The 24,491-nt window shown below is 68.9% G+C and carries 19 protein-coding genes; 13 read left to right on the top strand and 6 right to left on the bottom strand.

Annotation, left to right across the window (positions count from 1 at the left end; translation table 11 throughout):
- The first annotated feature begins 77 nt into the window (after nucleotides 1–77).
- From AC07X5_RS28950 to guaD, 3 genes are all read left to right on the top strand, one after another.
- Entirely contained in the window at nucleotides 78–2,522 is a 2,445-nt protein-coding gene (locus AC07X5_RS28950; protein WP_494772940.1) for a penicillin acylase family protein, read from the top strand.
- A gap of 123 nt (nucleotides 2,523–2,645) precedes the next feature.
- Nucleotides 2,646–3,776, top strand: coding sequence for a BMP family ABC transporter substrate-binding protein (locus tag AC07X5_RS28955; RefSeq protein WP_494772941.1), 1,131 nt, complete (start codon nucleotides 2,646–2,648; stop codon nucleotides 3,774–3,776).
- Between the two features lie 250 nt (nucleotides 3,777–4,026).
- Nucleotides 4,027–5,316 carry a guanine deaminase gene (gene guaD, locus AC07X5_RS28960; RefSeq protein ID WP_494772957.1) on the top strand — a complete coding sequence of 430 codons (1,290 nt, stop codon included), beginning with the start codon at nucleotides 4,027–4,029 and terminating at the stop codon, nucleotides 5,314–5,316.
- Here the strand turns inward: guaD and AC07X5_RS28965 are convergent.
- Nucleotides 5,306–5,608 (bottom strand): hypothetical protein, encoded by a 303-nt coding sequence (locus AC07X5_RS28965; protein ID WP_494772942.1) that lies wholly within the window; start codon nucleotides 5,606–5,608, stop codon nucleotides 5,306–5,308. The genes guaD and AC07X5_RS28965 overlap by 11 nt on opposite strands.
- 109 nt (nucleotides 5,609–5,717) lie before the next feature.
- Between AC07X5_RS28965 and dcd the strand changes: the two genes are divergently transcribed.
- Entirely contained in the window at nucleotides 5,718–6,290 is a 573-nt protein-coding gene (dcd, locus tag AC07X5_RS28970; protein WP_409961424.1) for a dCTP deaminase, read from the top strand.
- 139 nt (nucleotides 6,291–6,429) lie between these two features.
- Nucleotides 6,430–6,774 (top strand): hypothetical protein, encoded by a 345-nt coding sequence (locus tag AC07X5_RS28975; RefSeq protein ID WP_494772943.1) that lies wholly within the window; start codon nucleotides 6,430–6,432, stop codon nucleotides 6,772–6,774.
- Here the strand turns inward: AC07X5_RS28975 and AC07X5_RS28980 are convergent.
- The 3 genes from AC07X5_RS28980 to pcp are packed head-to-tail and all read right to left on the bottom strand — an operon-like array spanning nucleotide 6,705 to nucleotide 10,156.
- Entirely contained in the window at nucleotides 6,705–8,423 is a 1,719-nt protein-coding gene (locus AC07X5_RS28980; RefSeq protein WP_494772944.1) for a sensor domain-containing diguanylate cyclase, read from the bottom strand. The two genes, AC07X5_RS28975 and AC07X5_RS28980, sit on opposite strands and share 70 nt — an antisense overlap.
- 45 nt (nucleotides 8,424–8,468) lie before the next feature.
- Nucleotides 8,469–9,428 (bottom strand): delta(1)-pyrroline-2-carboxylate reductase family protein, encoded by a 960-nt coding sequence (locus AC07X5_RS28985; RefSeq protein WP_494772945.1) that lies wholly within the window; start codon nucleotides 9,426–9,428, stop codon nucleotides 8,469–8,471.
- 53 nt (nucleotides 9,429–9,481) lie between these two features.
- Nucleotides 9,482–10,156: a pyroglutamyl-peptidase I gene (gene pcp / locus AC07X5_RS28990; protein WP_494772946.1), complete on the bottom strand. Its 675-nt coding sequence runs from the start codon at nucleotides 10,154–10,156 to the stop codon at nucleotides 9,482–9,484.
- 139 nt (nucleotides 10,157–10,295) lie between these two features.
- Between pcp and ypfJ the strand changes: the two genes are divergently transcribed.
- From ypfJ to AC07X5_RS29005, 3 genes are all read left to right on the top strand, one after another.
- The gene (gene ypfJ / locus AC07X5_RS28995) at nucleotides 10,296–11,186 is read left to right on the top strand and encodes a KPN_02809 family neutral zinc metallopeptidase (RefSeq protein WP_494772947.1); all 891 of its coding nucleotides are present in this window, start codon (nucleotides 10,296–10,298) and stop codon (nucleotides 11,184–11,186) included.
- Entirely contained in the window at nucleotides 11,186–13,357 is a 2,172-nt protein-coding gene (locus tag AC07X5_RS29000; RefSeq protein ID WP_494772948.1) for a SulP family inorganic anion transporter, read from the top strand. The genes ypfJ and AC07X5_RS29000 overlap by 1 nt, the downstream gene beginning before the upstream one ends.
- 160 nt (nucleotides 13,358–13,517) lie before the next feature.
- Nucleotides 13,518–15,005, top strand: coding sequence for a DEAD/DEAH box helicase (locus AC07X5_RS29005; protein WP_494772949.1), 1,488 nt, complete (start codon nucleotides 13,518–13,520; stop codon nucleotides 15,003–15,005).
- Nucleotides 15,006–15,053: 48 nt separating this feature from the next.
- Here the strand turns inward: AC07X5_RS29005 and AC07X5_RS29010 are convergent, their stop codons facing one another.
- Entirely contained in the window at nucleotides 15,054–15,896 is an 843-nt protein-coding gene (locus AC07X5_RS29010) for a symmetrical bis(5'-nucleosyl)-tetraphosphatase (protein ID WP_494772950.1), read from the bottom strand.
- A 21-nt stretch (nucleotides 15,897–15,917) separates the two neighbouring features.
- On the opposite strand from AC07X5_RS29010, the gene AC07X5_RS29015 reads away from it, so the two are divergent.
- Nucleotides 15,918–17,222, top strand: coding sequence for a hemolysin family protein (locus AC07X5_RS29015; protein WP_494772951.1), 1,305 nt, complete (start codon nucleotides 15,918–15,920; stop codon nucleotides 17,220–17,222).
- Nucleotides 17,223–17,359: 137 nt separating this feature from the next.
- A complete protein-coding gene (locus AC07X5_RS29020; protein ID WP_057201395.1) occupies nucleotides 17,360–17,650 on the top strand; it encodes an H-NS histone family protein in 291 nt (96 codons plus the stop codon).
- 154 nt (nucleotides 17,651–17,804) lie between these two features.
- Here the strand turns inward: AC07X5_RS29020 and AC07X5_RS29025 are convergent, their stop codons facing one another.
- On the bottom strand, nucleotides 17,805–18,677 hold the full coding sequence (locus AC07X5_RS29025) for a helix-turn-helix domain-containing protein (protein ID WP_494772952.1): 873 nt from the start codon (nucleotides 18,675–18,677) through the stop codon (nucleotides 17,805–17,807).
- Nucleotides 18,678–18,793: 116 nt separating this feature from the next.
- Here AC07X5_RS29025 and AC07X5_RS29030 point away from each other — a divergent pair, with 116 nt between their 5' ends.
- The 3 genes from AC07X5_RS29030 to AC07X5_RS29040 all read left to right on the top strand — a co-directional run.
- Complete coding sequence (locus AC07X5_RS29030; RefSeq protein WP_409961405.1) at nucleotides 18,794–19,201, top strand: hypothetical protein; 408 nt, start codon at nucleotides 18,794–18,796, stop codon at nucleotides 19,199–19,201.
- 167 nt (nucleotides 19,202–19,368) lie between these two features.
- Entirely contained in the window at nucleotides 19,369–22,269 is a 2,901-nt protein-coding gene (locus AC07X5_RS29035) for an aconitate hydratase (protein ID WP_494772953.1), read from the top strand.
- Between the two features lie 177 nt (nucleotides 22,270–22,446).
- Nucleotides 22,447–24,491: PAS domain-containing protein (locus tag AC07X5_RS29040; protein ID WP_494772954.1), on the top strand; the 2,045-nt coding region annotated here is incomplete at its 3' end.

Genomic DNA, 24,491 nt, shown 5'->3' on the forward strand with positions numbered 1-24,491 from the left:
CTGCGTTCAAGCCAGCGCCGCCGCAGCTGCCTAAGCTGCCTGTGCCCCACCAAAGAGGGCACAAGGAGACAACAGCAATGAGGCATCTGATACGCAGCGGCTCCCGGCCGCTTTCCCTGCTGGCCCTGGCAGCACTGCTCGCCGCGTGCGGCGGCGACGATGGCGGGAGCGGCTACAGCGCCGAGATCCGGCGCACCGAGATGGGCGTGCCGCACATCAAGGCATCGAACTGGGCCGGGGCGGGTTACGGCTACGGCTACGCGCAGGCCGAGGACAACCTGTGCACCATGGCCGATTCCTTCCTGACCTACCGGGGCGAGCGCTCGCAGTACCTGGGCGGAGAAGCCACGCTGCTGCACGACAGCACCATCGGCCAGCCGAGCAACCTCGATTCGGACTTTTTCCACCGCCACGTGCTCTCGCCCGACGCCGTGGATGCCATGGCCGCCGCCCAGCCGGAGAACATGCGCAAGCTGGTCGAGGGGTTTGCAGCCGGCTACAACCGCTACGTTTTGGAAGCCAAGGCCGGCACCCGCGCCCATGCGGCCTGCCGCTCCGAAGCCTGGGTGCTGCCCATCACGGCGCAGGACATCTGGCGCCGCATGTACGCCGCCAATCTGGCGGGCGGCTACAGCAACTTCCTGCCCAACATCGCCAACGCCCAGCCGCCAGCGGCTGCCCGCCTGGCCGGCAATGGTGCGGCCACGAGATCCGCGGCCCGCCAAGTCGCCGCCTTCGACCCGGCGGACACCCGGGCCCCCCAGTTGGCGGTGGGCGGCACCGAAGGTGTGGGCAGCAACATGTACGGCTTCGGTTCCGCGGTCACGGGGGAGGGCAGCAGCGTGCTGTTCGGCAATCCGCACTGGTACTGGACCGGGCCGGACCGCTTCTACCAGGCGCAGCTCACCATCCCGGGCGAGCTCAACGTCAGCGGCGTGTCCTTCCTGGGCATACCGGTCGTGCTCATCGGCTTCAACGACAACGTGGCCTGGAGCCACACCGTTTCCACCGCGCGCCGCTTCGGCTTCTACGAGCTCACGCTCACGCCGGGCAACCCGACCAGCTACGAGCGCGATGGCAAGAGCGTGAAGATGGCGGCCAAGGCCATCACCGTTCAGGTGCGCAATGCGGCGGGTGCCACCACGGCCGTGACGCGCACGCTCTACAAGTCCGAGTACGGACCGATGCTGAACATGGGCCTGCTCAACCCGGCCCTGGGCTGGAGCGGCACCAAGGCCTTCGCGATCCGCGACATCAATGGCGAGAACTTCCGCACCTTCCGCAACTGGATGCGCTGGAACCAGGCCGGCTCGCTCGACGAGTTCATGGCCATCCAGCGGGAGGAGGCGGCCATCCCCTGGGTCAACACCGTGGCCGTGGGCCGGGGCCATGCCAAGGCCTGGTATGCCGACATCGGTGCCGTGCCCAACGTGTCGCCCGAGCAGGTGGCCAGTTGCACCACCACCTTCGGCAAGGCCATGGCGGCGGCGATTCCCAATGCGCCGTTCTTCGACGGTTCGCGCAGCGCCTGCGACTGGGGCAGCGATGCCGACTCGGTGCAAAAGGGGGCGGTGGGCCGCTCGCGCATGCCCAGCCTGCTGCGCGAGGACTATGTGGGCAACATGAACGACAGCTACTGGTCCACCAATGCCAAGGCCCTGCTGACCGGCTACCCGGCCATCTTCGGCGCCGCCGGCACCGAGGCGCTGAGCCTGCGCACCCGCCTGGGCCACCAGATGGTGCAGGACCGCTTCGCGGGCACCGATGGCTACCCGGGCAAGCAGGCCAGCAGCGCCATCGTGCGGCAGATGGTGCTCAACAGCCGCGTCTACAGCGCCGAGCGCTTCAAGGCCCATGCGCTGGACATGGTCTGCAGCACACCGCAGATCGCCGTCGTCGCCGTGCGCACGGTAGATGTCACTGCCGCCTGCGCCGCGCTGCGTACCTGGGACAACACCGGCAACACCACGGCACGCGGCTCGCATGTCTGGGACGAGTTCTGGAGCGCCAAGCAACTGCCGGCTTCGCAACTCTACGCCGTGCCCTTCGACCCCGCCGACCCGCTCAACACGCCGCGCGACCTCAAGCCCGGTGCGGCGGATGCCTTGCGCCAGGCCTTCGGCGCCGCGGTGGCCAAGGTGCAGGCCAGCGGCTTTGCCATGGATGCGCAGCGCGGCGATGTGCTGTACTCCCTGCGCAACGGCAGCAAGATCCCGCTGTATGGTGGCTGCGGCGGGGCCGGCTACTTCACCATCACCTGCTCCGACAACCCCATCGGAGAGGGCGGCTATTCCATGGTCGGCCAGTCCTACGGCAACAGCTACATGCAGGTGGTGAGCTTCCCGGCCGGTGGGGTACAGGCCCATACCTTCCTGACCTTCTCGCTGTCGGACGACCCGGCCTCGCCGCACTTCGCCGACTACACCCGCGCCTACGGCGCCAAGCAGTGGCTGCGGGTGCCCTTCACCGAAAGCGAGATCACCTCCGCCGCAGGCTACACCACCACCAGCGTGCGCGACTGAGGCCCCGGGCGCTGCCACTCGCGCAGCGCCTTTTCCGGCGCCTTGGTACAATTGTGGCCCGCAAAGGCTGCTGTCCCGGCAGCCTTTTGCTTTTTCTGTCTCGGGACCATGTAGAGGACTACCATGTATAAAAACCTCGCCACCGCACTGCGTGCGGTCTGTGTGAGTGCGCTGTTCGGCGCCGTTTCCATCTCCCCCGCCTTGTCCCAATCCAGCAAGAACGCGCCTGCAGCCGCCGGCGCGGCGCCCGTCAAGGCCGGCTTTGTCTATGTCTCGCCCATTACCGAGGCCGGCTGGACGAAGCAGCACGACGAGGGCCGCAAGGCCGTGGAAGCGGCGCTGGGCAAGGACGTCAAGACCAGCTTCGTCGAGAACGTGGCCGAGGGCGCCGACGCCGAACGCGTGATCCGCGACCTGGCGGCCACGGGGCACCAGATCATCTTCACGCCGAGCTTCGGCTACATGGAGCCGACGCTCAAGGTCGCGCAGGACTACCCGAACGTGAAGTTCGAGTCCATCACCGGCTACAAGACGGCCGCCAACGTGGCCGCCGCCAACGCGCGCTACTACGAGGGCCGCTACCTCGCCGGCATCGCCGCCGGCCGCATGAGCAAGACCGGCGTGGCCGGCTACGTGGCGGGCTTTCCCATCCCCGAGGTGCTGCAGGGCCTGAACGCCTTCACCCTGGGCATGCGCTCGGTCAACCCCAAGGCGACGGTCAAGGTGGTGTGGCTCAACGTCTGGTTCGATCCGCCCAAGGAGCGCGACGCCGCCATGGTGCTGTTCAACCAGGACGTGGACGTGATCGCCTTCCACACCGGCTCCACCGCCGTGATGGCCGCGGCCCAGGAGCGCGGCAAGATGGCCGTGGCCTACCATTCCGACATGCGCAGTGCCGGACCCGACGCACAGATCGTTGCCGTCACCCACCAATGGGGCAAGTACTACACCGAGCGCGTGCGCGCGGTGCAGGCCGGCACCTGGAAGAGCGGCACCTTGTGGGGGGGCGTGCGCGAAGGCCTGATCCGCGTGGGCGACTTCGGCCCCAAGGTGCCCAAGGCCGTGCAGGAGGAAGTGCTGGCCGCGCAGAAGGCCGTGGGCGCGGGCACGCTGCACCCGTTCCGCGCCGGCAAGGCGCCCGTGCGCGACAACGAAGGCCGCGAGGTCATCGCGGCCGGCCAGGTGCTCGGCGACGAGCAGATCCTCAAGATGAACTGGCTTGCCGAAGGCGTGCAGGGCAAACTCAGCCACTAGAGATAGAGAACAACCCCCTGAGTCGCTTCGCGCCTTCCCCCTTCTCTCGAATTGCTGCGCAATTCGGGAAGGGGGACGCCTCCAGTGCGGCGGGGCGGCCCTTGCACGGAGGCCCTCGCCTTGGCCGCGCGCTTGCTACGGTTGTTGGCGTTGTGGCGCTTTGGTGAAACCAGCGCACTGACGAGTCTCGCATACCCACTATAGGCACAAGAATATGCAGCGGGTGGCCGCTACCGCTAAGCTCGCGCCCATGCATGTCTACCGTTCTGCCCTATTGCGTTTTGCCGACGACGGCTCGGCCCTGTACGACGAAGATGGCCTGCTGGCCATTGCCCCCGATGGTGCCGGCCGCCAGCGCGTGGTGGCCTCGGGGGCCTGGAATGCCCTGGCCCTTGAATACGGGCAGGGGGTGGTCGAGCACCTGCCGGGCCGACTCATCGCGCCGGGCTTCGTCGACATGCACATCCACTTCCCGCAGACGGACGTGATCGGTGCCCCGGCCGCGGGCCTCCTGCCCTGGCTGGAGAACTACACCTTCCCGCACGAGTCGCGCTTCGTCGACCCGGCGTATGGTGCCCAGGTGGCCGGCTTCTTCGTCGATGAACTGCTGCGCAATGGCGTGACCACGGCGCTGACGTTTGCCACCTCGCACCCGGCCAGCGTGGACGCGCTGTTCACCGAAGCCCAGCGCCAGCAGCTGCGCCTGATCACCGGCAAGGTGCTGCAGGACCGCCATTCGCCCGACGGCGTGCGCGACCAGACCGAGCAGAGCCTCATCGACACCGAGGCGCTGATCCGCCGCTGGCACGGCGTGGACCGCCTGGGCTATGCCATCACGCCGCGCTTTGCACCCACCAGCACGCACGAACAGCTGAGCGGTGCGGGCGAGCTGGCAGCGCGCCACCCCGACGTGTGGATCCAGTCGCATGTGGCCGAGAACCTCGACGAAGTGCGCTGGGCGCGCGAGCTGTTCCCGGCCTCGCGCAGCTACCTGGGCGTGTACGGCGACTACGGCCTGATGCGCGAGCGCGCCGTGTACGCCCACTGCATCCATTTCGACGACGACGACCGTGCGCTGATGCGCGACACCGGCACCGTGGCCGCCGTCAGCCCGACGAGCAACCTGTTTCTGGGCAGCGGCTTCTTCGACTACGCGGGCGCCGACCGCGTGGGTTTTGGCTATGGCCTGGCCAGCGACGTGGGCGGCGGCACCAGCTTCAGCCCGTTTCGCACCATGCTGGCCGCCTACTACGTGGGGCGCGAGGGCCAGACCAAGCAGGGCCTGAGCCTGTCGCCCCAGCAGCTGTGGTGGCAGCACACGGCCGGAGCCGCCAAGGCCCTGGGCCTCGGTGGCGCGGTGGGCAACCTGCAGCCGGGCTGCGAAGGGGATTTCGTGGTCATCAACCCCGCCGCCACACCGCTGCTGGCGCGCAAGACCGCCCAGGCGCGCAACCTGGACGAACTGCTGTTCGCGATGATCGTGCTGGGCGACGACCGCCTGGTCGAGCGCACGGTGATCAGCCAGGCCCTCAGCGATTGAGTTTTTTCTCGCGGATGTAGCGCGCCAGGCCGCAGTAGCCGTCCTTGAACAGGATGTCGCTCTCGACCTTGGCGGGCAGCAGCTTTTCCTTGAGCTCGGCCGCGGCCTGGTTGCCCTGCGAGCGGCGCACGAAGCCGATGGCTTCCTCGAACTTCGACACCTCGCTGCGGCATGCGTCCTGCGCCTGTTTGGCTGCGGACGCATCGCTGGCCAACTGGGCTCGCGCGGCGCCACAGGCCAGCAGGGTCGCCGTAAAGGCCAGGGAGGTCAAGACTTGGATGGTGGGGTGCATGGCATCGATGGTCTATGGACGCAGCGTGTTTAGCAAGAAGCATGCAAAACCTGCATGTCAGGACTGTGATTGCGGGACAAGCTTCTAAAATGCGCGCAGGAGTAAGTCAATGAGCATCAAAAGCGACAAATGGATCCGCCGCATGGCGGCCGAGCACGGCATGATCGAACCCTTCGAGCCCGGCCAGGTGCGCGAGGCCGAGGGCCGCAAGATCATCAGCTACGGCACCAGCAGCTATGGCTACGACATCCGCTGCGCGCCCGAATTCAAGGTGTTCACCAACATCCACAGCACCGTGGTGGACCCCAAGCACTTCGACGAGAAGAGCTTCGTCGACTTCCATGGCGACAGCTGCATCATCCCACCCAACAGCTTTGCGCTGGCGCGCACCATGGAATATTTCCGCATTCCGCGCAACGTGCTCACCATCTGCCTGGGCAAGAGCACCTATGCGCGCTGCGGCATCATCGTCAACGTCACGCCCTTCGAGCCCGAGTGGGAAGGCTATGTGACGCTGGAGTTCTCCAACACCACGCCGCTGCCCGCGCGCATCTACGCGGGCGAAGGCTGCGCACAGGTGCTGTTCTTCGAAAGCGATCCCGACGATGTCTGCGAAGTCTCCTACAAGGACCGGGGCGGCAAGTACCAGGGCCAGGTCGGGGTCACCTTGCCCAAGGCCTGAGCGTTTCCCGGGCGAGCGTGCCGCCCGTGGTCCTGTCCTACAGGGCCAGTGCACTTCGGCTGAAGTGCAAACGTTGGTAAGTTTCCTAGCATGGATGCACGCCTGTGGATGTCCGCGGGTCTGTGTGAAGGAGTCCAACATGATCGACTTTGTTGAACCGTCCGCACCCCGCACCACGGCGGGTGCCGACCTGCCCACCCTGTCTGCCGCCCGCCACGACCACACTGGTGAGGCGGATATCCACTACTGGCCCTGCGAAGTGCTGGATGCCTTCATCCTGCAGATGGCCAAGCGCGGCCACTGCGTCAACACGGCCATGATGCTCGGCCACCCGCCCTATGCGCGGGAACAGCTGGCCACGGCGCGCAAGCACCATGATGGCGAACTCGACCAACTTGCCGACCGCCTGGGGGACTATTTCAGCGCCGGGCCGGGTTCCGGCTCCGCGCACACCCTGTTGCGCCCCTGGCCCTTGGCTGCGTAGAGAGCTGCGTCGCTGCGGCGCAGCAGTTCGAGCGCACTGTCCGGCGCATCGCGCAGGCTGGCAATGCCGGCGCTGACCGTGATGCGCCCCACCAGCGGGTCTTCCTGCGCTGCCATGCCGTCCACGATGGACTGGGCGATGGCAAGCGCATCCTCCGCTGCGGTGTCGGGCAGCACCACGGCAAACTCCTCGCCGCCGAGCCGCGCGATCACGTCGGAGGCGCGCAGGCGCTGCTGCAGCGTCTGCGCCAGGCGCCGCAGCACCTCGTCGCCCGCCTCATGCCCGAAGCGGTCGTTCACGCCCTTGAAGTGGTCCACGTCCAGTGAGACCACGCTCAGCGGCCGGCCGCTGCGCCGTGCCAGGGCCAGCGCAAACTCCATCCGGCTGTCGAAGCCCCGGCGGTTGAGCAGGCCGGTGAGCGCATCGGTACGCGCCTGCAGGTCCAGGGCGCGGTTGGCGGCCTGCAGCTCCAGCGTGCGCAGGCGCACCTGGTCTTCCATGGCCCCTTTGGCTGCGATCAGGCGCTCCGTCATGCTGCTCAGGGCCGAAGACAGCTGGTGCACCTCGCGGTTGTGGGTGACGAGCGGGATCGTGGCTCCAGGCTTTCCCGACTCGACGCGGCTGGCGGCATCGGCCAGGGCGTAGAGGTCTTCGCTCAGGCGGCGCGCCGCGAACCATGCCAGGGCGGCGGCGAGGGCCGCGGCGAGCAGGCCGATCACCAGGGCCATGCGCACCGCGCGCTTGGCGTCCGCGAAGGCGATCTCCACCGGGTCGCGGGCCACGATGTGCCAGCCCAGGTCGCTGGCCGCATTGCGCGCTTCCATGCGCACGCTCGCGGTGAGGTAGTCCCGGCCATCGGCCCAGAGCACCACGCTCGCGGGGCGCGTGCCCGATTCGCGCGTGGCCACGGTCAGTGGCACGGGCAGGCGCTGACCGGCGGCTTCGAGCTGGCGCCGGTACTGCGGGGGCGAGAAGATGAGCTGGCCCGTGCGGTCGAAGACGAACAGGTCCGCCGAGGTACCCTGGATGCCGATCGGCGCCAGGCTTTCGAGCACCTCGCGCGTCCACTCCCAACTGCCGTGCAGGCCCAGCACGCCCACCGTGCCGTGCGCGTTGCGGATGGGGGCAGAAAAGTCCACGAAACGGTGTGGCTCCCCCGAGGCGGTGGGCTGCAGCAGCTTTTCGAGCAGCTTGGCCGGGTGCACGTCGCCCACATGCAGCCCTGCCAGCCCAGCGACGAACCAGGGCCGCTCGCGCACATCCTGGCCTTCCAGCAGGCCCTGGGTGGCCGCCCGCACCACGCCCTGTGCATCGGCCACGCCGATCCACAGGCTGTGCGGGTCGACTGCCTGGCTGCGCGCCAGCAGCTGGCGCACCTCCAGCGAGTCGAGGCCGCGCTCCCAGATGCCCGGCGCTTCGGCCAGCACCTGCACCACGCGGCTGCGTTCGAACAGGCCCTGGGCCAGCTGCCGGCTGGCGTTGTCGGCGACGTGGTGCAGGGCCTGGCTGGCATCGCGCTGCACGCGCCGCTTGAGCAGTTCGCCAAACCCCACGGACAGCAGCACGGCCAGACCGACCACCAGCAACGCGAACACCAGCGAGATCTGCGTGCGCAGGCTCTGGCCGCGGAATCGGGTGGGGTGGGTCATGGTATTGGGCCTGGCTGGGAATGTGCCTCCGCTCCCCGACTCCCGTCAATGCCCCGCTGGCGCGCTGCGGGCAGAGCGCAACACCAGGCGGGCGGCCGCCAGGTCCCAGCCGGCCCAGCCGCAGCTCTTGAACAGCACCGGACCGCTGCGGGCGCGCAGGCCGCCGTCTTCCCGCACCACATCGCGCAGCGTGGGCAGGCGCGCCACGTCGATCCCGGCCTGCAGCAGGTCGCCGGCCTCGTGCACCGCATCGGCCGTGTCCACCACCACCGTGCCCTGCTGCACCATCCACTGGCACAGCGCAGGCGACAGCTCCGCCATGGCAGGGGTGTAGGCGCCTACCGCCGCCACGAAGGCATCGGGACGCGGCCGGGCACCCAGCACCAGCGCCGTGCCCGGTGTGCATGCGGCCACCAGCGGGCAGTGCGCCAGGGCTGCGTCGGCGTCCTGCACCACGCGGGCCTGGGCGCCCAGCGTGCGTGCGGCCTGCGCCAGGGCCTCGGCGCTGGCTGCACTGCGCGACGCCACCCAGACCTCGCGCACACCGAGCACCTCGACGAAGGCCTGCACGTGGGCCAGGCCCTGCACGCCCGCGCCTACCACCAGCAGCGGGCCCTGCGGCACCGGCGCCAGGCGCTGCGCCGCCAGCAGCGAGACGGCCGCCGTGCGCCGGGCCGTGACGGTGGGGCCGTCCAGCACCATGCGGCGCTCGCCGCTGGCCACGTCGAACACCACCACGTCGCCCTGGATGGTGGGCTGACCGCGCGCCGCGTTGCCCGGGGTCAGGGTGATCAGCTTGGCCATGGCCACCGTGCGGTCGCTGGCCGGCATCACGAACAGGCGCGCGCCGCCCGCCAGCGGCAGCACGCTGCGCGCAGGCACCTCGATGCCATCGTCGCGCAACAGGGCCGCGATCTCGTCGGCCAGCGCCGCCCAGGGCAGCAGGGCGGCCGTGGCCTCGGGGCCGAGCAGGGGGGGTGGGGTGGAAGGCGCTGTGGAATGCATGCGCCGACTGTACACAGCCTGGGTGCGTTTCAGGCACCGGGCCTGCCCGGGGTTCAGTGGGTGGCGCCGGCCCCGAGCGCGATGTCCTGCCGTGCCAGCACGGCCGCCCACAGGGCCGTGTGCAGGCCGCGCACGGCGTCGCGCAGGGGCAGGCTCGGCGTGCCCTGGCCAGGCAGCCAGGGCACGTGCACGAAGCCGCCGCGCACGCCGGCCGCGCCCTCGGTGGCCAGCAGGTGCATGAGGCCGTAGAGCACGTGGTTGCAGACGAAGGTTCCGGCGGTCTGCGATACCTCGCACGGCACGCCCGCACGCTGCACCGCCCGCAGCATGGCCTTGATGGGCAGGCTGGCGAAGTAGGCCGCCGGGCCGTCCGGCACGATGGCATGGTCGATGGGTTGCGCGCCCCGGTTGTCGGGGATGCGCGCGTCGTCCACATTGATGCCGATGCGCTCGATCGACAGCGCCGCCCGGCCGCCGGCCTGGCCCAGGCACACGGTGAGGGCCGGGCGCAGTTGGCGGTGCAGGGCGGAAAGGCGTTCCAGCGCCTGGCCGAACACGGTGGGCAGTTGCGCCGAGACCACGGTATGCCCGCCGATGCTCTGGCCCTGCAGCGCCTGCGCCAGCAGCCAGCTGGGGTTGACGGCATCGCCGCCGAAGGGGTCGAAGCCCGTGAGCAGGATGACGGGGTTGCTGGCGCCCGAGGGCAGGTGGTGGGGGTGGGGCAGCATGGGGCAGGGCGGTGTGGGGAAAACTGCCTGCATGGTAGCGCGCCGGTTTCCTACCTGCATTGGGCAGCCGGGAGGGCCGGGCGCGCGTAACATGCTGCCCATTGCCCCCACCGGTTCAGGGGGTGCTGGAGAACGTGCGATGAAATGGGAAGGCAATCGGGAATCCGACAACGTGGAGGACCGCCGGCACGAGGGTGGCGGTGGGGGCGGCGGTTCGCCCATCTTCGGTGGCCGCAGCATCGGCATCGGCACCATCGTCATTGCCCTGGTGGGCGGCTGGGTGCTGGGCATCAACCCGCTCACCATCCTGGGCCTGCTCAGCGGCGGCGGGCCGCCCGCGCAGGTGCAGCAGCAACCGCAGGGGCCGGCACACCGCCCGCCGGCCGACGACACCATGGCGCGCTTCGTCTCCACCGTGCTGGCCGACACCGAGGACGTGTGGCAGGGCGTGTTCCGCCAGGGCGGCGGCACCTACCAGGAACCTCGGCTGGTGCTGTTCCGCGGCTCCACCCCCACGGCCTGCGGTGCCGGCCAGGCGGCCATGGGCCCGTTCTACTGTCCGGCGGACCAGAAGGTCTACATCGACCTGGGCTTTTATGAAACCCTCAAGAACCGCCTGGGCGCGCCCGGCGATTTCGCGCAGGCCTATGTGATCGCGCACGAGGTCGGCCACCATGTGCAGAACCTGCTGGGCATCAGCGGCAAGATGGACCAGATGCGCGGCCGTGTGAGCAAGACCGAGTACAACGCCTTGTCCGTGCGCCTGGAGCTGCAGGCGGACTGCTTTGCCGGCGTCTGGGCCCACCATGCGCAGGCCGCCCGCAAGATCCTGGAGCAGGGCGATGTGGAAGAGGCCATGAACGCCGCCGCCAAGATCGGCGACGACGCCCTGCAGCGCGCTGGCGGCGGCCGGGTGGTGCCCGAGAGCTTCACCCATGGCAGCAGCGCCCAGCGCCAGCGCTGGTTCAACAACGGCCTGCAGAACGGCAGCGTCAAGGGCTGTGACACCTTTTCCGCGCGCAGCCTGTGATGGGCGCTGAGCCGCCCTCCGCTGCGCTGGGCCGGGGCACGGCCGGCGCCAGGCCCGCAGTGTCGCCGCCCTCGGGCGCGGCAGCTGCCTGGTCGGCCGCTGCCGTCACCGTCCCGCATGCCGTGGGCCTGGGGCTGCTGGCCTTCGCGCCGCTGGCGGGCAGCTACTCGTTGGCGGCCCTGGCCCTGTGGTCGGCCGCCTTGCCCGGCCTGCTGCTCACGGTGCTGACGCCGCGCCCGGGGGTGGTCTACGCGCCCACCACCGTGGTGGCCCTGCTGTTCGCTGCCGTGCTGGCCACGGCCCATGGCGCGGCCGGCAGCCTGGGCCTCTCGGCGCGCCAGGTGCTGGCCGTGAGCGGTGCCACGGTGGCCCTGGCCTTCGGTTTCCAGTGGTTGCTGGGCGTGCTGCGCCTGGCTTCGGTGGCGCGCTTTTTGCCGATTTCGGTGACCCATGGTTTTGCCGCGGGCGTGGGCCTGTCCATGGTGGTGGGCCAGTTGCGCAATGGCCTGGGGGCCGGCGCGGGCTGGGGCTGGGACCTGCGCACAGCCTGGCACGCCGTGGCCGCCCTGGCGGTGGTGGGCCTGGCGGTGCTGCTGCGCCGGCGCTGGCCGCGCATGCCGGGCCTGCTCACGGCCGTGGTGCTGGTGGCGCTGGCCGTGGCCGTGGCAGGTCTGTGGGGCCTGGGCATGGACAATGTGTTCGCACCGGCCGTCCGCCAGAGCGCCTTTGCCGGGCCGCTGTGGCCTGACTTCACGGGCATCCCCTGGCTGGTGCTGGCGCAGCGGCATGGCTCGGCGCTGGTGGTGCTGGCCCTGCTGATGGCACTGGTCAACAGCCTGGAGATCCTGGTCTTCAACCAGGAGCTGGAGCTCGACCACGGCCTGCGCGGCAACCCCAACCAGGCGCTGCGGCGCGAGAGCCTGCTGGGCGTGCTGTGCGGCCTGGCGGGCATGATCCCGGCGTCCACCAGCGCTTCGCGCTCGCGCATCGTGCTGGCGCAGGCGGGGCCCTCGGCCAGTGCGCCGCGCTGGCATGCCGGCATCATGCTGGCCGTGGCGCTCACGGGGGCCTGGTGGCTGCACTGGGTGCCCATGGCCTGCCTGGCCGGCGGACTGGTGCTGGCGGGGCTGATGCAAGTGCCCGCCCTGCTGTGGTCGCCGGGCTATGCGCGCCGTTCCCGCGTGACCTGGGCGCAAAGCTGGCTGGTGGCCCTGGTGTTCGCCGTCGTGGGCGGCGTGGGTGCGCTGGTGGCTGGGCTGGTGGTGGCCACGTTCGTGCTGCTGCACGACTCGGCCGCCAAGGTGCTGCGCCACGTGCGGCTGGACGGGCAGCTGCGGTCGCGCCGCTTGCGCCGCGCCGGCTCCGACATCTGGCTGGCGCCGCGCATGAACCAGGTGGCGGTGTTCGAGCTGCAGGGCGTGATGTCCTTCGGCGTGGCCGCGCACCTGGCCGAACAGGTGCGGTTGCTGCTGCAGCCGCGCCACCGCTGGGTGGTGCTCGACGCCAGCCGCGTGCCGGCCTGGGACAGCACGGCGCTGGCGCAGCTGCGGGCCCTGGTGCGTGACCTCGGGCAGCAGGGCATCGCCTGCGCCGTGGCGGCACTCGACCGGGTGGCCGCCGAGAACGTGGGCGAGGGCGTGCGCAGCTTCGCCGATGGCGACCGGGCCCTGGAATGGGCCGAGGCCGCTATCCTGGCCGAGCGGCCCGAGAACGAACGGCCCGTCTATCCCGAGCAGGACATCCTTGGCGAGATCGGCGAAGGCATTCCCGCCGATGCACGGGTGGCGCTCGAGGCCGTGCTCGAGCCCCTGCCCGTGGCGGCCCATGGCGTGGTGTTCAACGCCGGCGACGCCGACCGCGACCTGCTGGTCGTGCAGTCGGGCCACATCACCCTGGTGACCCAGTGGCCGCCCGAGCGCGGGCTGCGCCTGGCCACCGTGGGGCCGGGCATGGCGTTCGGCGAGATGGCCTTCCTCAACGGCGCGGCGCGCACCGCCAGCGCCGGGGCCGAACTGGGGCCGGCGCAGGCGGTACGGCTGTCGCGGGTGCATTTCGATGCCTGGGGACGCCAGTACCCCGAGGCTGCGCTCACGGTGATGAACAACATCGCCCAGATCGGCGCGCGGCGCCTGGCGGTCACCACGCGCCAGTTGCGCGCGGTGCTGGAGTAATTCCTCCAAAATTACCATCTGCAGCTTGATGGTTATTGCTTTGGTGCTATCGAAATAAAAGCAGCCAAGCCAGTCTTCTTGCCGCATCGCTCCGTGAATTCACCCTTGCTTACCACCCCCATGGTGTGTTTGGGCCGCCAGTGCGACAATAGAAGGCTAAATGACAAGTTCTTTTTCCAATCTTTCGCTGGCCGAGCCGCTGGCGCGTGCCGTGGCCGAAATGGGCTACGAGTCCATGACGCCCATCCAGGCCCAGGCCATTCCGGTGGTGCTCACCGGCCAGGACGTGATGGGAGCCGCCCAGACCGGCACCGGCAAGACGGCCGCGTTTTCGTTGCCGCTGCTGCAGCGCCTGCTCAAGCACGAGAGCAGCTCCACCTCGCCCGCCCGCCACCCGGTGCGCGCCCTGGTGCTGCTGCCCACGCGCGAACTGGCCGACCAGGTCGCCCAGCAGATCGCGCTGTACGCCAAGTACACCAAGCTGCGCAGCACCGTGGTGTTCGGCGGCATGGACATGAAGCCCCAGACCATCGAGCTCAAGAAGGGCGTCGAGGTGCTGGTGGCCACGCCCGGCCGCCTGCTGGATCACATCGAGGCCAAGAACGCGGTGCTCAACCAGGTCGAGTACGTGGTGCTCGACGAGGCCGACCGCATGCTGGACATCGGCTTCCTGCCCGATCTGCAGCGCATCCTGTCCTACCTGCCCAAGCAGCGCACCACGCTGCTGTTCTCGGCCACGTTCTCGCCCGAGATCAAGCGCCTGGCCGGCAGCTACCTGCAGAACCCCGTCACCATCGAGGTAGCACGCCCCAACGAGACGGCCTCCACGGTGGAGCAGCGCTTCTACAGCGCCAATGACGACGACAAGCGCCGTGCCATCCACCAGGTGCTCAAGACCCGGGGACTGAAGCAGGCCTTCATCTTCGTCAACAGCAAGCTCGGCTGCGCACGCCTGGCCCGCAGCCTGGAGCGCGAAGGCCTCAAGACCGCGGCCCTGCACGGCGACAAGAGCCAGGACGAGCGCCTGAAGGCCCTGGAAGCCTTCAAGAAGGGCGAAGTCGACCTGCTGGTGTGCACCGACGTGGCCGCGCGTGGCCTGGACATCAAGGACGTACCCGCGGTGTTCAACTTCGACGTGCCCTTCAACGCCGAGGACTACGTGCACCGCATCGGCCGCACCGGCCGTGCCGGCGCCTCGGGTCTGGCCGTCACCCTGGTGTCGGGCAGCGATGCCCGCCTGGTGGCCGATATCGAGAAGCTCATCAAGAAGAAGATCGAGCTCGAAGCCATCGAGTACGACGAAGACCAGCCCCGCGGCCGCATCAACGACGGGCGCCGTGCCTGGCGCGAAGCCGGCGAGACCGGCGATGGCCGCGACGGCATCCCGTCCGGCCCGCGCCGTGAGCGCGAGCGCGAATACCGGGGCGGGCGCGAATCCCGCGAGCCGCGCGAGCAGCACCGGGGCTTCCGCCCGGCGGTGGCCTCGCGCGATCCCTTCTTCGAGAAGCCTTACGAAGCCAGCGCTGTCGGTGAGAACGCGCCCGCATGGGAAGCCTCGCGCGCGGCAGGCCCGCGCAGCAGCGTGTCGGCCAACATCAAGCCCAAGCGCAAGGTCGCTGCGCTGTTCAAGGCCGCTGTTACCTCCTGACGGCCAGTCCGCGCGAGGCTTCGCGCTCCCGCTGGCAGCCAGGGGCCTTCACCCTGGTTTTTGGGCCTGTTCGCAGTGCACCTGCAGCAGCTCGCGGTCGGCCAGCGTGGTGCCAAAGCGCATTGCGGAGAGGCAGCCGCCCCAGACACAGCCCGTGTCCAGCGCCAGGGTGTCGCTGCGGTCGAGCAAGCCCAGTGTCGACCAGTGGCCAAAGGCCACCAGGCTGCCCGCCGCCTTCCTGTCGGGAACGTCGAACCAGGGCATCAGGCCTTCAGGTGCGTTGCCTGCGCTTTCGCTGCTCTCGAAATCCATCACCCCGCCCAGTGAGCAAAAGCGCAGCCGCGTCATCGCGTTGACGATGGTGCGCAGCCGGTCCATGCCCGTGAGCGCCGGGTCCCAGCGGTCCGGCCCGTTGCCGTACATCTGGTGCAGGAAATCCGGCAGCCCCGGGCCGCGCAGCACCTGCTGCACCTCGTCCGCCAGCGCCAGCGCCTCGTCCACCGTCCAGGTGGGCAGCAGGCCGGCATGCACCATGGCCAGGCGCTCCCCTGCATGGGTGTGCGTGCGCATCAGCGGCTGCTGGCGCAGCCAGGCCAGCATCGCCTGGCGATCATCCGCCTGCAGCACCGCCTCCAGGGTGTCCTTGCGCGAGGGCTTGCGTGCCCCGTGCGCCGCTGCCAGCAAGTGCAGGTCGTGGTTGCCCAGCAGTGGGCGCAGCGCGTCGCCCGCGTCCATGCAGCGCCGGAGCACGGCTGCCGATTCCGGTCCCCGGTTCACCAGGTCTCCCAGCAGGTAGACGGTGTCGCGGCTCGCGGAAAAGCCGATCTCGCCCAGAAGGCGCCCGAGGGCGCTGTCGCAGCCCTGGATGTCGCCTATGCAGTAAAGTGCCATCGTGTTCCCATTCGTAGAACCATGGATTTTCTGCTGATTGCGCTGCTCACGCTGCTCAATGGCGTGTTTGCCATGTCCGAGCTGGCCCTGGCTTCAAGCCGCAAGTCGCGCCTGGTGGCCCTGGCGGCCGAGGGGGACAAGGGCGCGCATGCCGCGCTTGAGCTGCTGGACAACCCGACCCAGTTCCTGTCCTCGGTGCAGGTGGGCATCACTTCCATCGGCATGCTCAATGGCATCATCGGCGAGGCCGCCTTCAGCGACGACCTCGCGCGCTGGCTGCAGATGCTGGGCGCGCCCGAGCGCGCCGCCGGCATCACCGCCACGGCGCTGGTGGTCACGGTCATCACCTTCATCACCATCGTCTTCGGCGAACTGGTGCCCAAGCGCATCGGCCAGCTCTACCCCGAGACCGTGGCCCGCTTCGTCGCACGGCCCATGGCCGGCGTGGCGATGGTGGCCAAGCCCTTCGTGCGCCTGCTGGCGCTGTCCACCCAGGGGGTGCTGGGCCTGCTGCGCATCGACAACAACGCCGGCCGCGCCGTGACCGAAGAGGAGATCGTGGCCAGCCTGGAGGAAGGGCGCGATGCCGGTGTGATCGAGCACCACGAGCACCAGATGGTGCGCAACGTGTTCCGCCTGGACGACCGGCCGCTGATTTCGCTGATGGTGCCCCGCACCGACGTGCAGTGGCTGGACGCCCGGCTCTCCGTGGGCGAGGCCTTGCAGAAGGCGGGCACCGGCGGCGGCCATGGTGCCCACTCCTGGTACCCGGTGTGCCGGGGCTCGCTCGACGAGGTGGTGGGCCTGGTCAGCGTGGCGCGCCTGCTGGAGCTGGGCCTGCAGGCACCAGGCCCGATAGAGCAGCATGCGCTGCCCGCCGCCTTCCTGCCCGAGACCCTGAGCGGCATGGAACTGCTCGAGCAGTTCCGCGCGCGCTCGGGCCGCATGGTCTTCGTGGTCGACGAATACGGCGTGGTGCAAGGCATCATGACGCCGCGCGATCTGCTGGAGGCCATCACCGGAGAACTGCAGCCGGGCGCAGCCACCGATGCCTGGGCCACGCAGCGCGAAGACGGCCTGTGGCTGCTGGACGGCCTGATGCCGGTCACCGAACTCAAGGCGCGCCTGGATATTCGCGATTTACCCGGGGAGGAGCGGGGCCGTTACAACACGCTGGCGGGTTTGCTGATGGCCGAATCGGGCCATCTGCCGGCAGTGGGCGAGCGCATTGCCTGTGCGGGCTGGATATTCGAGGTGCTCGGCCTGGAGGGCAAGAGAATCGACCGGGTATTGGCGCAAATGGACCTGCCCGAGCGGTCCGGTTGATTACCTGGGGAAACGCATTTATTTTGAACGGGATGCGGTTTCAACGACTTGTCACGAATTTTTTGTCAAACCCAGCAAAGTCTGCCCATTATTCCTATAATGGGACTTCCTTTGTCCACCCAGCAGTAACACACACCATGACAACCAGCTACAAAGAACTCCTCAAGCAACGCGATGCCCTGGAACAGCAAATCGGCGAAGCGCGCAAGCGCGAACTCTCCGACGCCGTGTCGCAGGTGCGTGCTCTGGTGGCGGAGTTCGGCTTGACCGCGCAGGACGTTTTCCCCAGCGGCCGCGCCCGTAGCGCCAGTGCGGGCACCAAGGTGGCGCCCAAGTACCGCGACCCCTCCACCGGCCAGACCTGGACCGGCCGTGGCAAGGCACCCAAATGGATTCAAAACGAGAACCGCGAGAAATTCGCCATTTGAGCGACTGAATGCGGGCCTGAATGATCGCCTGAATCGATGGCGTGGCAGTGCCGTGCCGCAGCGCATGAAAAAAAAGCCCGCGGTTGCGGGCTTTTTGCATTGAACCCGGCCATGGCGCAGGCCGGGTGGCCGGATGAAACCGTGTTGGCGCTCACTACTGCCCGCTGGAGGCGGCAGCGATTTCGCGCAATACCTGGGCGGTGAATTCGTCGGCCGGAAAGAATGACTCCACGGCCAGTTCCTGCAGTGTCACATCCACCGGGGTTCCAAATATGGTGGTGGTGCTGATAAAGGAAAGCGTGCCCTGCGCACTTTGAAAGCAGAAGGGCATTACCACGCCCAGCATTTCCCCGTCGAGCACCATGGAACCTGATTCATCGGGCGCGGGGTATTCGAGCAGCTCGGCCTGCAGGGCGACCAGCACCGGGTCGGCCGTGGCCTGTATCTGCTGGCGCAGGCGCTCGAACAGGTGGGCCCGCCACTGGGCCAGGTTGGCGATGTGCGGCGCCAGGCCCTTGGGGTGCAGGCTCAGGCGGAACACATTCACCGTGCCTTCCAGCAGTTCGGGGCTCACATGGCTGGCCAGCAGCGCCTGCGCCGCGCGGTTGGTGGCCACCACGTTCCAGCAACGGTCCAGCGCCAGCGCGGGGCAGGGCTCATGGCCCTTGAGCACCAGCTCCACCGCCCGGCGCGCGGCGGCCAGGGCCGGGTCGTCCAGGGCGCGCTCGCGGTACATGGGGGCATAGCCGGCGGCCACCAGCAGGGCATTGCGCTCGCGCAGCGGAATCGCCAGGCGCTCGCACAGGCGCAGCACCATCTCGCGGCTGGGGTTGGTGCGGCCGGTCTCCATGAAGCTCACGTGGCGCGTGGAGATGTCCGCCTCATCGGCCAACTCCAGCTGGCTCAGGTGGCGCTGCTGGCGCCAGGTGCGCAGGTGGTCCCCGAACGAGGCAGGGCCTGCGCGGTGGCCTGCGGCCGCAGGCCGGTGGGGCAGGGAGGGGCGGGGGGCGTGGTGTGTGCTGCTCATGCCCCGCATCCTAGAGGCATATCGCATGCGGGCCATTACCTTGCATGTCATCGACGCGGTGCGCGCCCGCCGCGACCATGGAGGCTCTTTCAACCGCAAAGCCCAAGGAGTTCACCATGATGTCCGTTCTGTCCTCTCCCTCGTTCCTGCGTGCTGTGGTCTGGTTCGATGCCGCCACCGGCGTGTTGCTTGCCGCACTGCACCTGGCGCTGACCGATACCCTGGCGCAGTGGCTTGGCTTGCCGTCGGGTCTGGTCTCGGCCAGTGGCCTGGCTCTCATCGCCTATGCGCTCCTGGCCGGGGTGATCGCCAGCCAGCGCAGCACGCCCCGCGGCCTGCTGTGGGTGTTGATCGCGGGCAATGCGGCATGGGCCTTCGCAAGCCTGGCGCTGCTGCTGTCCTCGGCCGTCGCGCCCACCGTGTGGGGCCAGGCCTACCTGGTGGTGCATGTGGTATCGGTGGGCCTGCTGGCCGAGTTGCAATGGTTCGGCATGCGCCGCCTGCCATCGATGGCCGTGGCCTGACACGCCCTGGCCGCATGGCGGGTGCGCAGTCTGGCCGTGAGAGGGGTCCTGCGGGGCCTCTTTGGGCGTGTAGGCGGGCACCGCTTCCTGTTGCTTGCATACCCACACCGTTTCATTCGCCACCGGGGGCTGACAGAATAGGCCTTGTCGCATCACAGGAGTCAGCCATGGCCACATCGACCAAGTCGTCGCCCCAGCCCGCCCGCCACGCGTTTGCCAACACGCTCAAGAACTTCAAGACCGCGTCCGGCAAGACCGGGCAGTTCTATTCGCTCCCTGCGCTCGCCAAGGAGTTTCCCTCGATCAACCGCCTGCCGGTATCCATCCGCATCGTGCTCGAATCGGTGCTGCGCAACTGCGATGGGCGCAAGGTCACGGCCGAGCATGTGCGCCAGCTGGCGCACTGGGGCCCCACGGCCGAGCGCAAGGACGAGATCCCCTTCGTCGTTTCGCGCGTCGTGCTGCAGGACTTCACCGGCGTGCCGTTGCTGGCCGACCTGGCCGCCATGCGCAGCGTGGCCGCCAGGCTGGGCAAGAACCCCAAGAAGATCGAGCCCCTGGTGCCGGTGGACCTGGTGGTGGACCACTCCATCATGGTCGATTACTACGGCAAGAAGAATTCGCTCGACCTCAACATGAAGCTTGAGTTCCAGCGCAACCGCGAGCGCTACGAGTTCATGAAATGGGGCATGCAGGCCTTCAGCACCTTCGGCGTGGTGCCGCCGGGCTTCGGCATCGTGCACCAGGTGAACCTGGAATACCTGGCCCGCGGCGTGCACAAGACCAAGGCCGGCGTGTACTACCCCGACACCCTGGTCGGCACCGACAGCCACACCACCATGATCAACGGCATTGGCGTGGTTGGCTGGGGCGTGGGCGGCATCGAGGCCGAGGCCGCCATGCTCGGCCAGCCCGTGTACTTCCTCACGCCCGACGTGGTGGGCTTCGAGCTCAAAGGCCAGCTGCGCGAGGGCGTCACCGCCACCGACCTGGTGCTCACCGTGACCGAGATCCTGCGCCAGCACAAGGTGGTGGGCAAGTTCGTCGAATTCTTCGGCGAGGGCACGCGCACCCTCGCGCTGCCCGACCGTGCCACCATCGGCAACATGGCGCCCGAATATGGCGCCACCATGGGCTTCTTCCCGGTGGACGAGAAGACCATCGACTACTTCCAGGGCACGGGCCGCACCAGGGCCGAGATCGAAGCCTTCGAAGCCTATTTCAAGGCCCAGGGCCTGTTCGGCGTGCCGCTGGCCGGCGAGGTCGACTACACCAAGGTCGTCTCGCTCGACCTCGGGACCGTCACTCCCAGCCTGGCCGGCCCCAAGCGCCCGCAGGACCGCATCGAGCTGGGCAAGGTCAGCAGCCAGTTCGTCGACCTGTTCAGCAAGCCCAATGCCGAGAACGGCTTCAACCGCCCGGCCGAGCTGCTGCACACGCGCCACCACATCCACCGCGGCCAGGACGTGGTGCAGGAAGCCGCGCCCAAGGACAAGCCCGCGCCCGCCGGCGCGCCGCGCTCCATGGCCGAGATGGAGGGCAACAAGCCCGCCCTGGCCACGGCCCATGCCGACGCGGCCGCGGCCATGCCCACCAAGGGCGCCGACCCGACGGTGGGCAACGGCGACGTGCTGATCGCCGCCATCACCAGCTGCACCAACACCTCCAACCCCAGCGTGCTGCTGGCCGCCGGCCTGCTGGCCAAGAAGGCGGTGGAGGCCGGGCTCAAGGTCAAGCCGCACATCAAGACCTCGCTCGCTCCCGGCTCGCGCATCGTCACCGACTACCTCACCGAAACCGGCCTGCTGCCCTACCTGGAAAAGCTCGGCTTTGCACTGGCCGGCTACGGCTGCACCACCTGCATCGGCAACGCCGGCGACCTCACGCCCGAGCTCAACGAGGCCATCACCGGCAACGACCTCATCTGCGCCGCCGTGCTCTCGGGCAACCGCAACTTCGAGGCGCGCATCCACCCCAACCTCAAGGCCAACTTCCTGGCCAGTCCGCCGCTGGTCGTGGCCTACGCCATTGCCGGCACGGTGCTCAAGGACCTGATGACCGAGCCCGTGGGCAAGGGCAAGGGCGGGCGCGACATCTACCTGGGCGACATCTGGCCGAGCAGCGAAGAGGTGCACCAGCTCATGAAGTTCGCGATGAACGGCAAGGCCTTCCGCGAGAACTACGCCAAGGTGAGCACCGACCCCGGCAAGCTGTGGGAGAAGATCAAGGGAGTGAGCGGCAACGCCTACACCTGGCCTGCCAGCACCTACATTGCCGAGCCACCCTTCTTCGCCAGCTTCGCGCTGGAGCAGGGCGCCGCGACGGCCGCCGAAGTGCATGGCGCGCGCATCATGGCGCTGTTCGGTGACTCCATCACGACCGACCACATCTCGCCCGCGGGCTCCATCAAGGCCACCTCGCCGGCCGGCCAGTGGCTGCAGCTCAACGGCGTGCAGAAGGCCGACTTCAACAGCTATGGCGCGCGCCGCGGGAACCACGATGTGATGATGCGCGGCACCTTCGCCAACGTGCGCATCAAGAACCTCATGATCCCGCCCACCGCCGATGGCTCGCGCGAGGAGGGCGGCGTCACGCTGTTCCAGAACGAGGGGCCGCTGCAGGGCGAGAAGATGTTCATCTTCGACGCCGCCATGCAGTACATGGCGCAGAAGACGCCCACGGTGATCTTCGCCGGTGAAGAGTACGGCACCGGCTCCAGCCGCGACTGGGCTGCCAAGGGAACGCAGTTGCTGGGCATCAAGGCCGTGGTGGCGCGCAGCTTCGAGCGCATCCACCGTTCCAACCTGGTGGGCATGGGCGTGCTGCCCCTGCAGTTCAAGGGCACGGACTCCTGGGAGTCCCTGGGCCTCACGGGTGAGGAGACCATCAATGTGCTGCCCGATCCGGCGCTCACGCCCCAGAGCGATGCCACGCTGGTGATCCGCCGGGCCGACGGCTCCAGCCAGGAAGTGACGGTGACCCTGCGCATCGACACGCCCATCGAGGTGGACTACTACCAGGCCGGCGGCATCCTGCCCTTCGTGCTGCGCCAGCTGCTCGAGGGCTGAACGCCGGGAGGTGGGCGCGGCACGGGAGCCCGAGCCCACCTGCCGGACCGATGCCCGGGTGGCGCGGCGGCGGCCATTGTGGTGCCCATGCCGCGCGTGTTTCGCCCGATAGTCGTTTGCGCTTACAGCCCGATACACTGGTGAGGTGCAGCTGACGCCCTACCTCCCACAGCGCCTATGACATCCCCGGTCCACCGTTCCCAGCGGACGCTTGCCGCGCAGGCCCCTGCCGTCACGGTGGTGCTGGTCGTGGGGGTGCTGGCGCTGGTGATGGTGTCGCTCGGCGGCATCCTGGGCGAGGGCGCGGACCGCCAGCACGGGCTGGAGCCCTTCATGGAGCTGGTGGCCATCCTGCTGGCGCTGCTGGTGGTCTCGGTATCCCTGCACGTGCTCGAAGAACAGGGCCAAGGCCGTGCGAACGTGCTGGTCGCCGGTTTCGGCGTCGCGGCGGTCTGCAATTTCCTGCATGGCGTGCTGGCCCATGCCACCCCGCAGCCGGCTGCTCCAGTGGTGGCGGACATGGCGCTGTGGCTGGGCGCCTGGGTGCGGGTGGCCGAATGCGCCGCCCTGCTGCTCACGGCGCTGCGTTGCTCCCTGCCCGGGCCTGCCCGGCTGTGGGCGGTGGCGGCGGGCGCATTTTCGCTGCTGCTGGTGTGGGCGGCCGTGGGGCCGCTGCCGCGGGTCTTTTCCCAGGCCTCGGGCGGCATGCTGCCGGCGCTGATGGCCTCCGTGCTGTGTGCGGGCCTGGTGGTGGCGGCGGTGCGCCTGCACCGCGATGCGCCAGCGGCCGGCCAACGCACGCGCGAGCGCCTGCTGGCCTGGGCGGCGGCCACCTTCGCGCTGGCGGAGCTGCTGGTGGGCCTGAGCGGCGTGGAGCGCTTCGGCTGGGCCGACATGCTGGCCGACGGCGTGCGCGTGGTGGGCTACGCCCTGCTGTACCAGGCCGTGTTCGTGGCCGGCATGCGCCAACCCTTCGACCGCCTGCACCAGGCCGAGGCCCAGCTGCGCGAAAGCGAGACCCGGCTGCAGCTGCTGGGCCGCAACCTGCCGCTGAGCGTGCTCTACCAGGTGGTGCGCGAGGCCGATGGCCGCATGCACTTCGTGCACATCGGCGACGCCATCGAGCGCCTGAACGGCTTGCGCGCCGAGGACGTGCTGCGCGACCCCCAGGTGCTGTACCAGCAGATCCTGCCCGAAGACCTGGCTGCGCTGGAGGAGGCAAGGGAGCGCTCGCTGCGCAGCATGGAGCCCATGGAGGCGACTTTCCGCATGCGCATCGCCTCGGGCGCGGTGCGCTGGATCCACCTGAGCTCATCGCCCAGGCCGCTCGAGGGTGGGGGCGTGATCTGGGACGGTGTGCAGAGCGACATCACCACCGAGCGCGAGGCCGAGCAGGCGGCCCATGCGCACGAGGTGCAGATGGCCAACATGCTGCGCCAGGTGCCCGGCGGCGTGGCCCGGCTGGACCGCGACCACCGCGTGCTCTACGTGAACGAGCAGCAGGCGCGCTGGCTGCACCGCACCCCCGCCGAGCTGCAGGGCCAGCTGCTGCAGGACGTGATTCCGGCGGCCGTGATGGCGCGCATGCAGCCCCAGCTGCACAAGGCCTTTGCCGGGGAGACGGCGGTCTTTGAAAACCGCATCGACGGCCTCGATGGTGCGCAGTACCGCCACACCACGCTGGTGCCCGAGTCCATCCCCGGGCAGGGCGTGACGGCGGTGGTGGTGTTCGCCTACGACCTGACCGAGCTCAAGCGCATCGAGATGGAACTGGCCCAGCAGAAGGCCCACCTGGCGCGCGTGGTGAACGCCATACCGGACATGGTCTTCCTCAAGGATGCGGACGGGGTCTACATCTCCTGCAATCCGGTGTTCGAGCGCTTTGCCGGCAAGCCCGAGCGCGAGATCATCGGCTGCACCGACTACGACCTCTCGCCCGCAGCCGATGCCGAGCAGTTCCGGGCCTATGACCGGCGTGCCATGCAGGCCTGGCAGCCCCTGGTCTATGAAGAACAGCTGACCTTTGCCGAAGACGGCTACCAGGGGTATTTCGAAACCATCAAGACCCCCATCCGTGACCTGCACGGCCGCGTCACCGGCATCCTGGGCGTGTGCCGCGACATCACCGACCGCAAGCGCGCAGAACAGGAGATCGAACGCCTGGCGTTCTACGACGCGCTCACCGGCCTGCCCAACCGGCGCCTGCTGCTGGACCGCCTGCA

Source organism: Acidovorax sp. GW458-11-26-14-TSB4 (genome assembly GCF_059423865.1).

Excerpts from the sequence above, each read along its gene's own strand:
- AC07X5_RS29030 (WP_409961405.1), top strand. The coding sequence starts at position 18,794 with ATGATGTCCGTTCTGTCCTCTCCCTCGTTCCTGCGTGCTGTGGTCTGG.
- AC07X5_RS28955 (WP_494772941.1), top strand. The coding sequence starts at position 2,646 with ATGTATAAAAACCTCGCCACCGCACTGCGTGCGGTCTGTGTGAGTGCG.
- AC07X5_RS29035 (WP_494772953.1), top strand. The coding sequence starts at position 19,369 with ATGGCCACATCGACCAAGTCGTCGCCCCAGCCCGCCCGCCACGCGTTT.
- AC07X5_RS29005 (WP_494772949.1), top strand. The coding sequence starts at position 13,518 with ATGACAAGTTCTTTTTCCAATCTTTCGCTGGCCGAGCCGCTGGCGCGT.
- AC07X5_RS29025 (WP_494772952.1), bottom strand. The coding sequence starts at position 18,677 with ATGAGCAGCACACACCACGCCCCCCGCCCCTCCCTGCCCCACCGGCCT.
- AC07X5_RS29000 (WP_494772948.1), top strand. The coding sequence starts at position 11,186 with ATGGGCGCTGAGCCGCCCTCCGCTGCGCTGGGCCGGGGCACGGCCGGC.
- AC07X5_RS28985 (WP_494772945.1), bottom strand. The coding sequence starts at position 9,428 with ATGCATTCCACAGCGCCTTCCACCCCACCCCCCCTGCTCGGCCCCGAG.
- AC07X5_RS28965 (WP_494772942.1), bottom strand. The coding sequence starts at position 5,608 with ATGCACCCCACCATCCAAGTCTTGACCTCCCTGGCCTTTACGGCGACC.
- AC07X5_RS28980 (WP_494772944.1), bottom strand. The coding sequence starts at position 8,423 with ATGACCCACCCCACCCGATTCCGCGGCCAGAGCCTGCGCACGCAGATC.
- AC07X5_RS28950 (WP_494772940.1), top strand. The coding sequence starts at position 78 with ATGAGGCATCTGATACGCAGCGGCTCCCGGCCGCTTTCCCTGCTGGCC.
- dcd (WP_409961424.1), top strand. The coding sequence starts at position 5,718 with ATGAGCATCAAAAGCGACAAATGGATCCGCCGCATGGCGGCCGAGCAC.
- AC07X5_RS28975 (WP_494772943.1), top strand. The coding sequence starts at position 6,430 with ATGATCGACTTTGTTGAACCGTCCGCACCCCGCACCACGGCGGGTGCC.
- pcp (WP_494772946.1), bottom strand. The coding sequence starts at position 10,156 with ATGCTGCCCCACCCCCACCACCTGCCCTCGGGCGCCAGCAACCCCGTC.
- AC07X5_RS29010 (WP_494772950.1), bottom strand. The coding sequence starts at position 15,896 with ATGGCACTTTACTGCATAGGCGACATCCAGGGCTGCGACAGCGCCCTC.
- AC07X5_RS29015 (WP_494772951.1), top strand. The coding sequence starts at position 15,918 with ATGGATTTTCTGCTGATTGCGCTGCTCACGCTGCTCAATGGCGTGTTT.
- guaD (WP_494772957.1), top strand. The coding sequence starts at position 4,027 with ATGCATGTCTACCGTTCTGCCCTATTGCGTTTTGCCGACGACGGCTCG.
- AC07X5_RS29020 (WP_057201395.1), top strand. The coding sequence starts at position 17,360 with ATGACAACCAGCTACAAAGAACTCCTCAAGCAACGCGATGCCCTGGAA.
- ypfJ (WP_494772947.1), top strand. The coding sequence starts at position 10,296 with ATGAAATGGGAAGGCAATCGGGAATCCGACAACGTGGAGGACCGCCGG.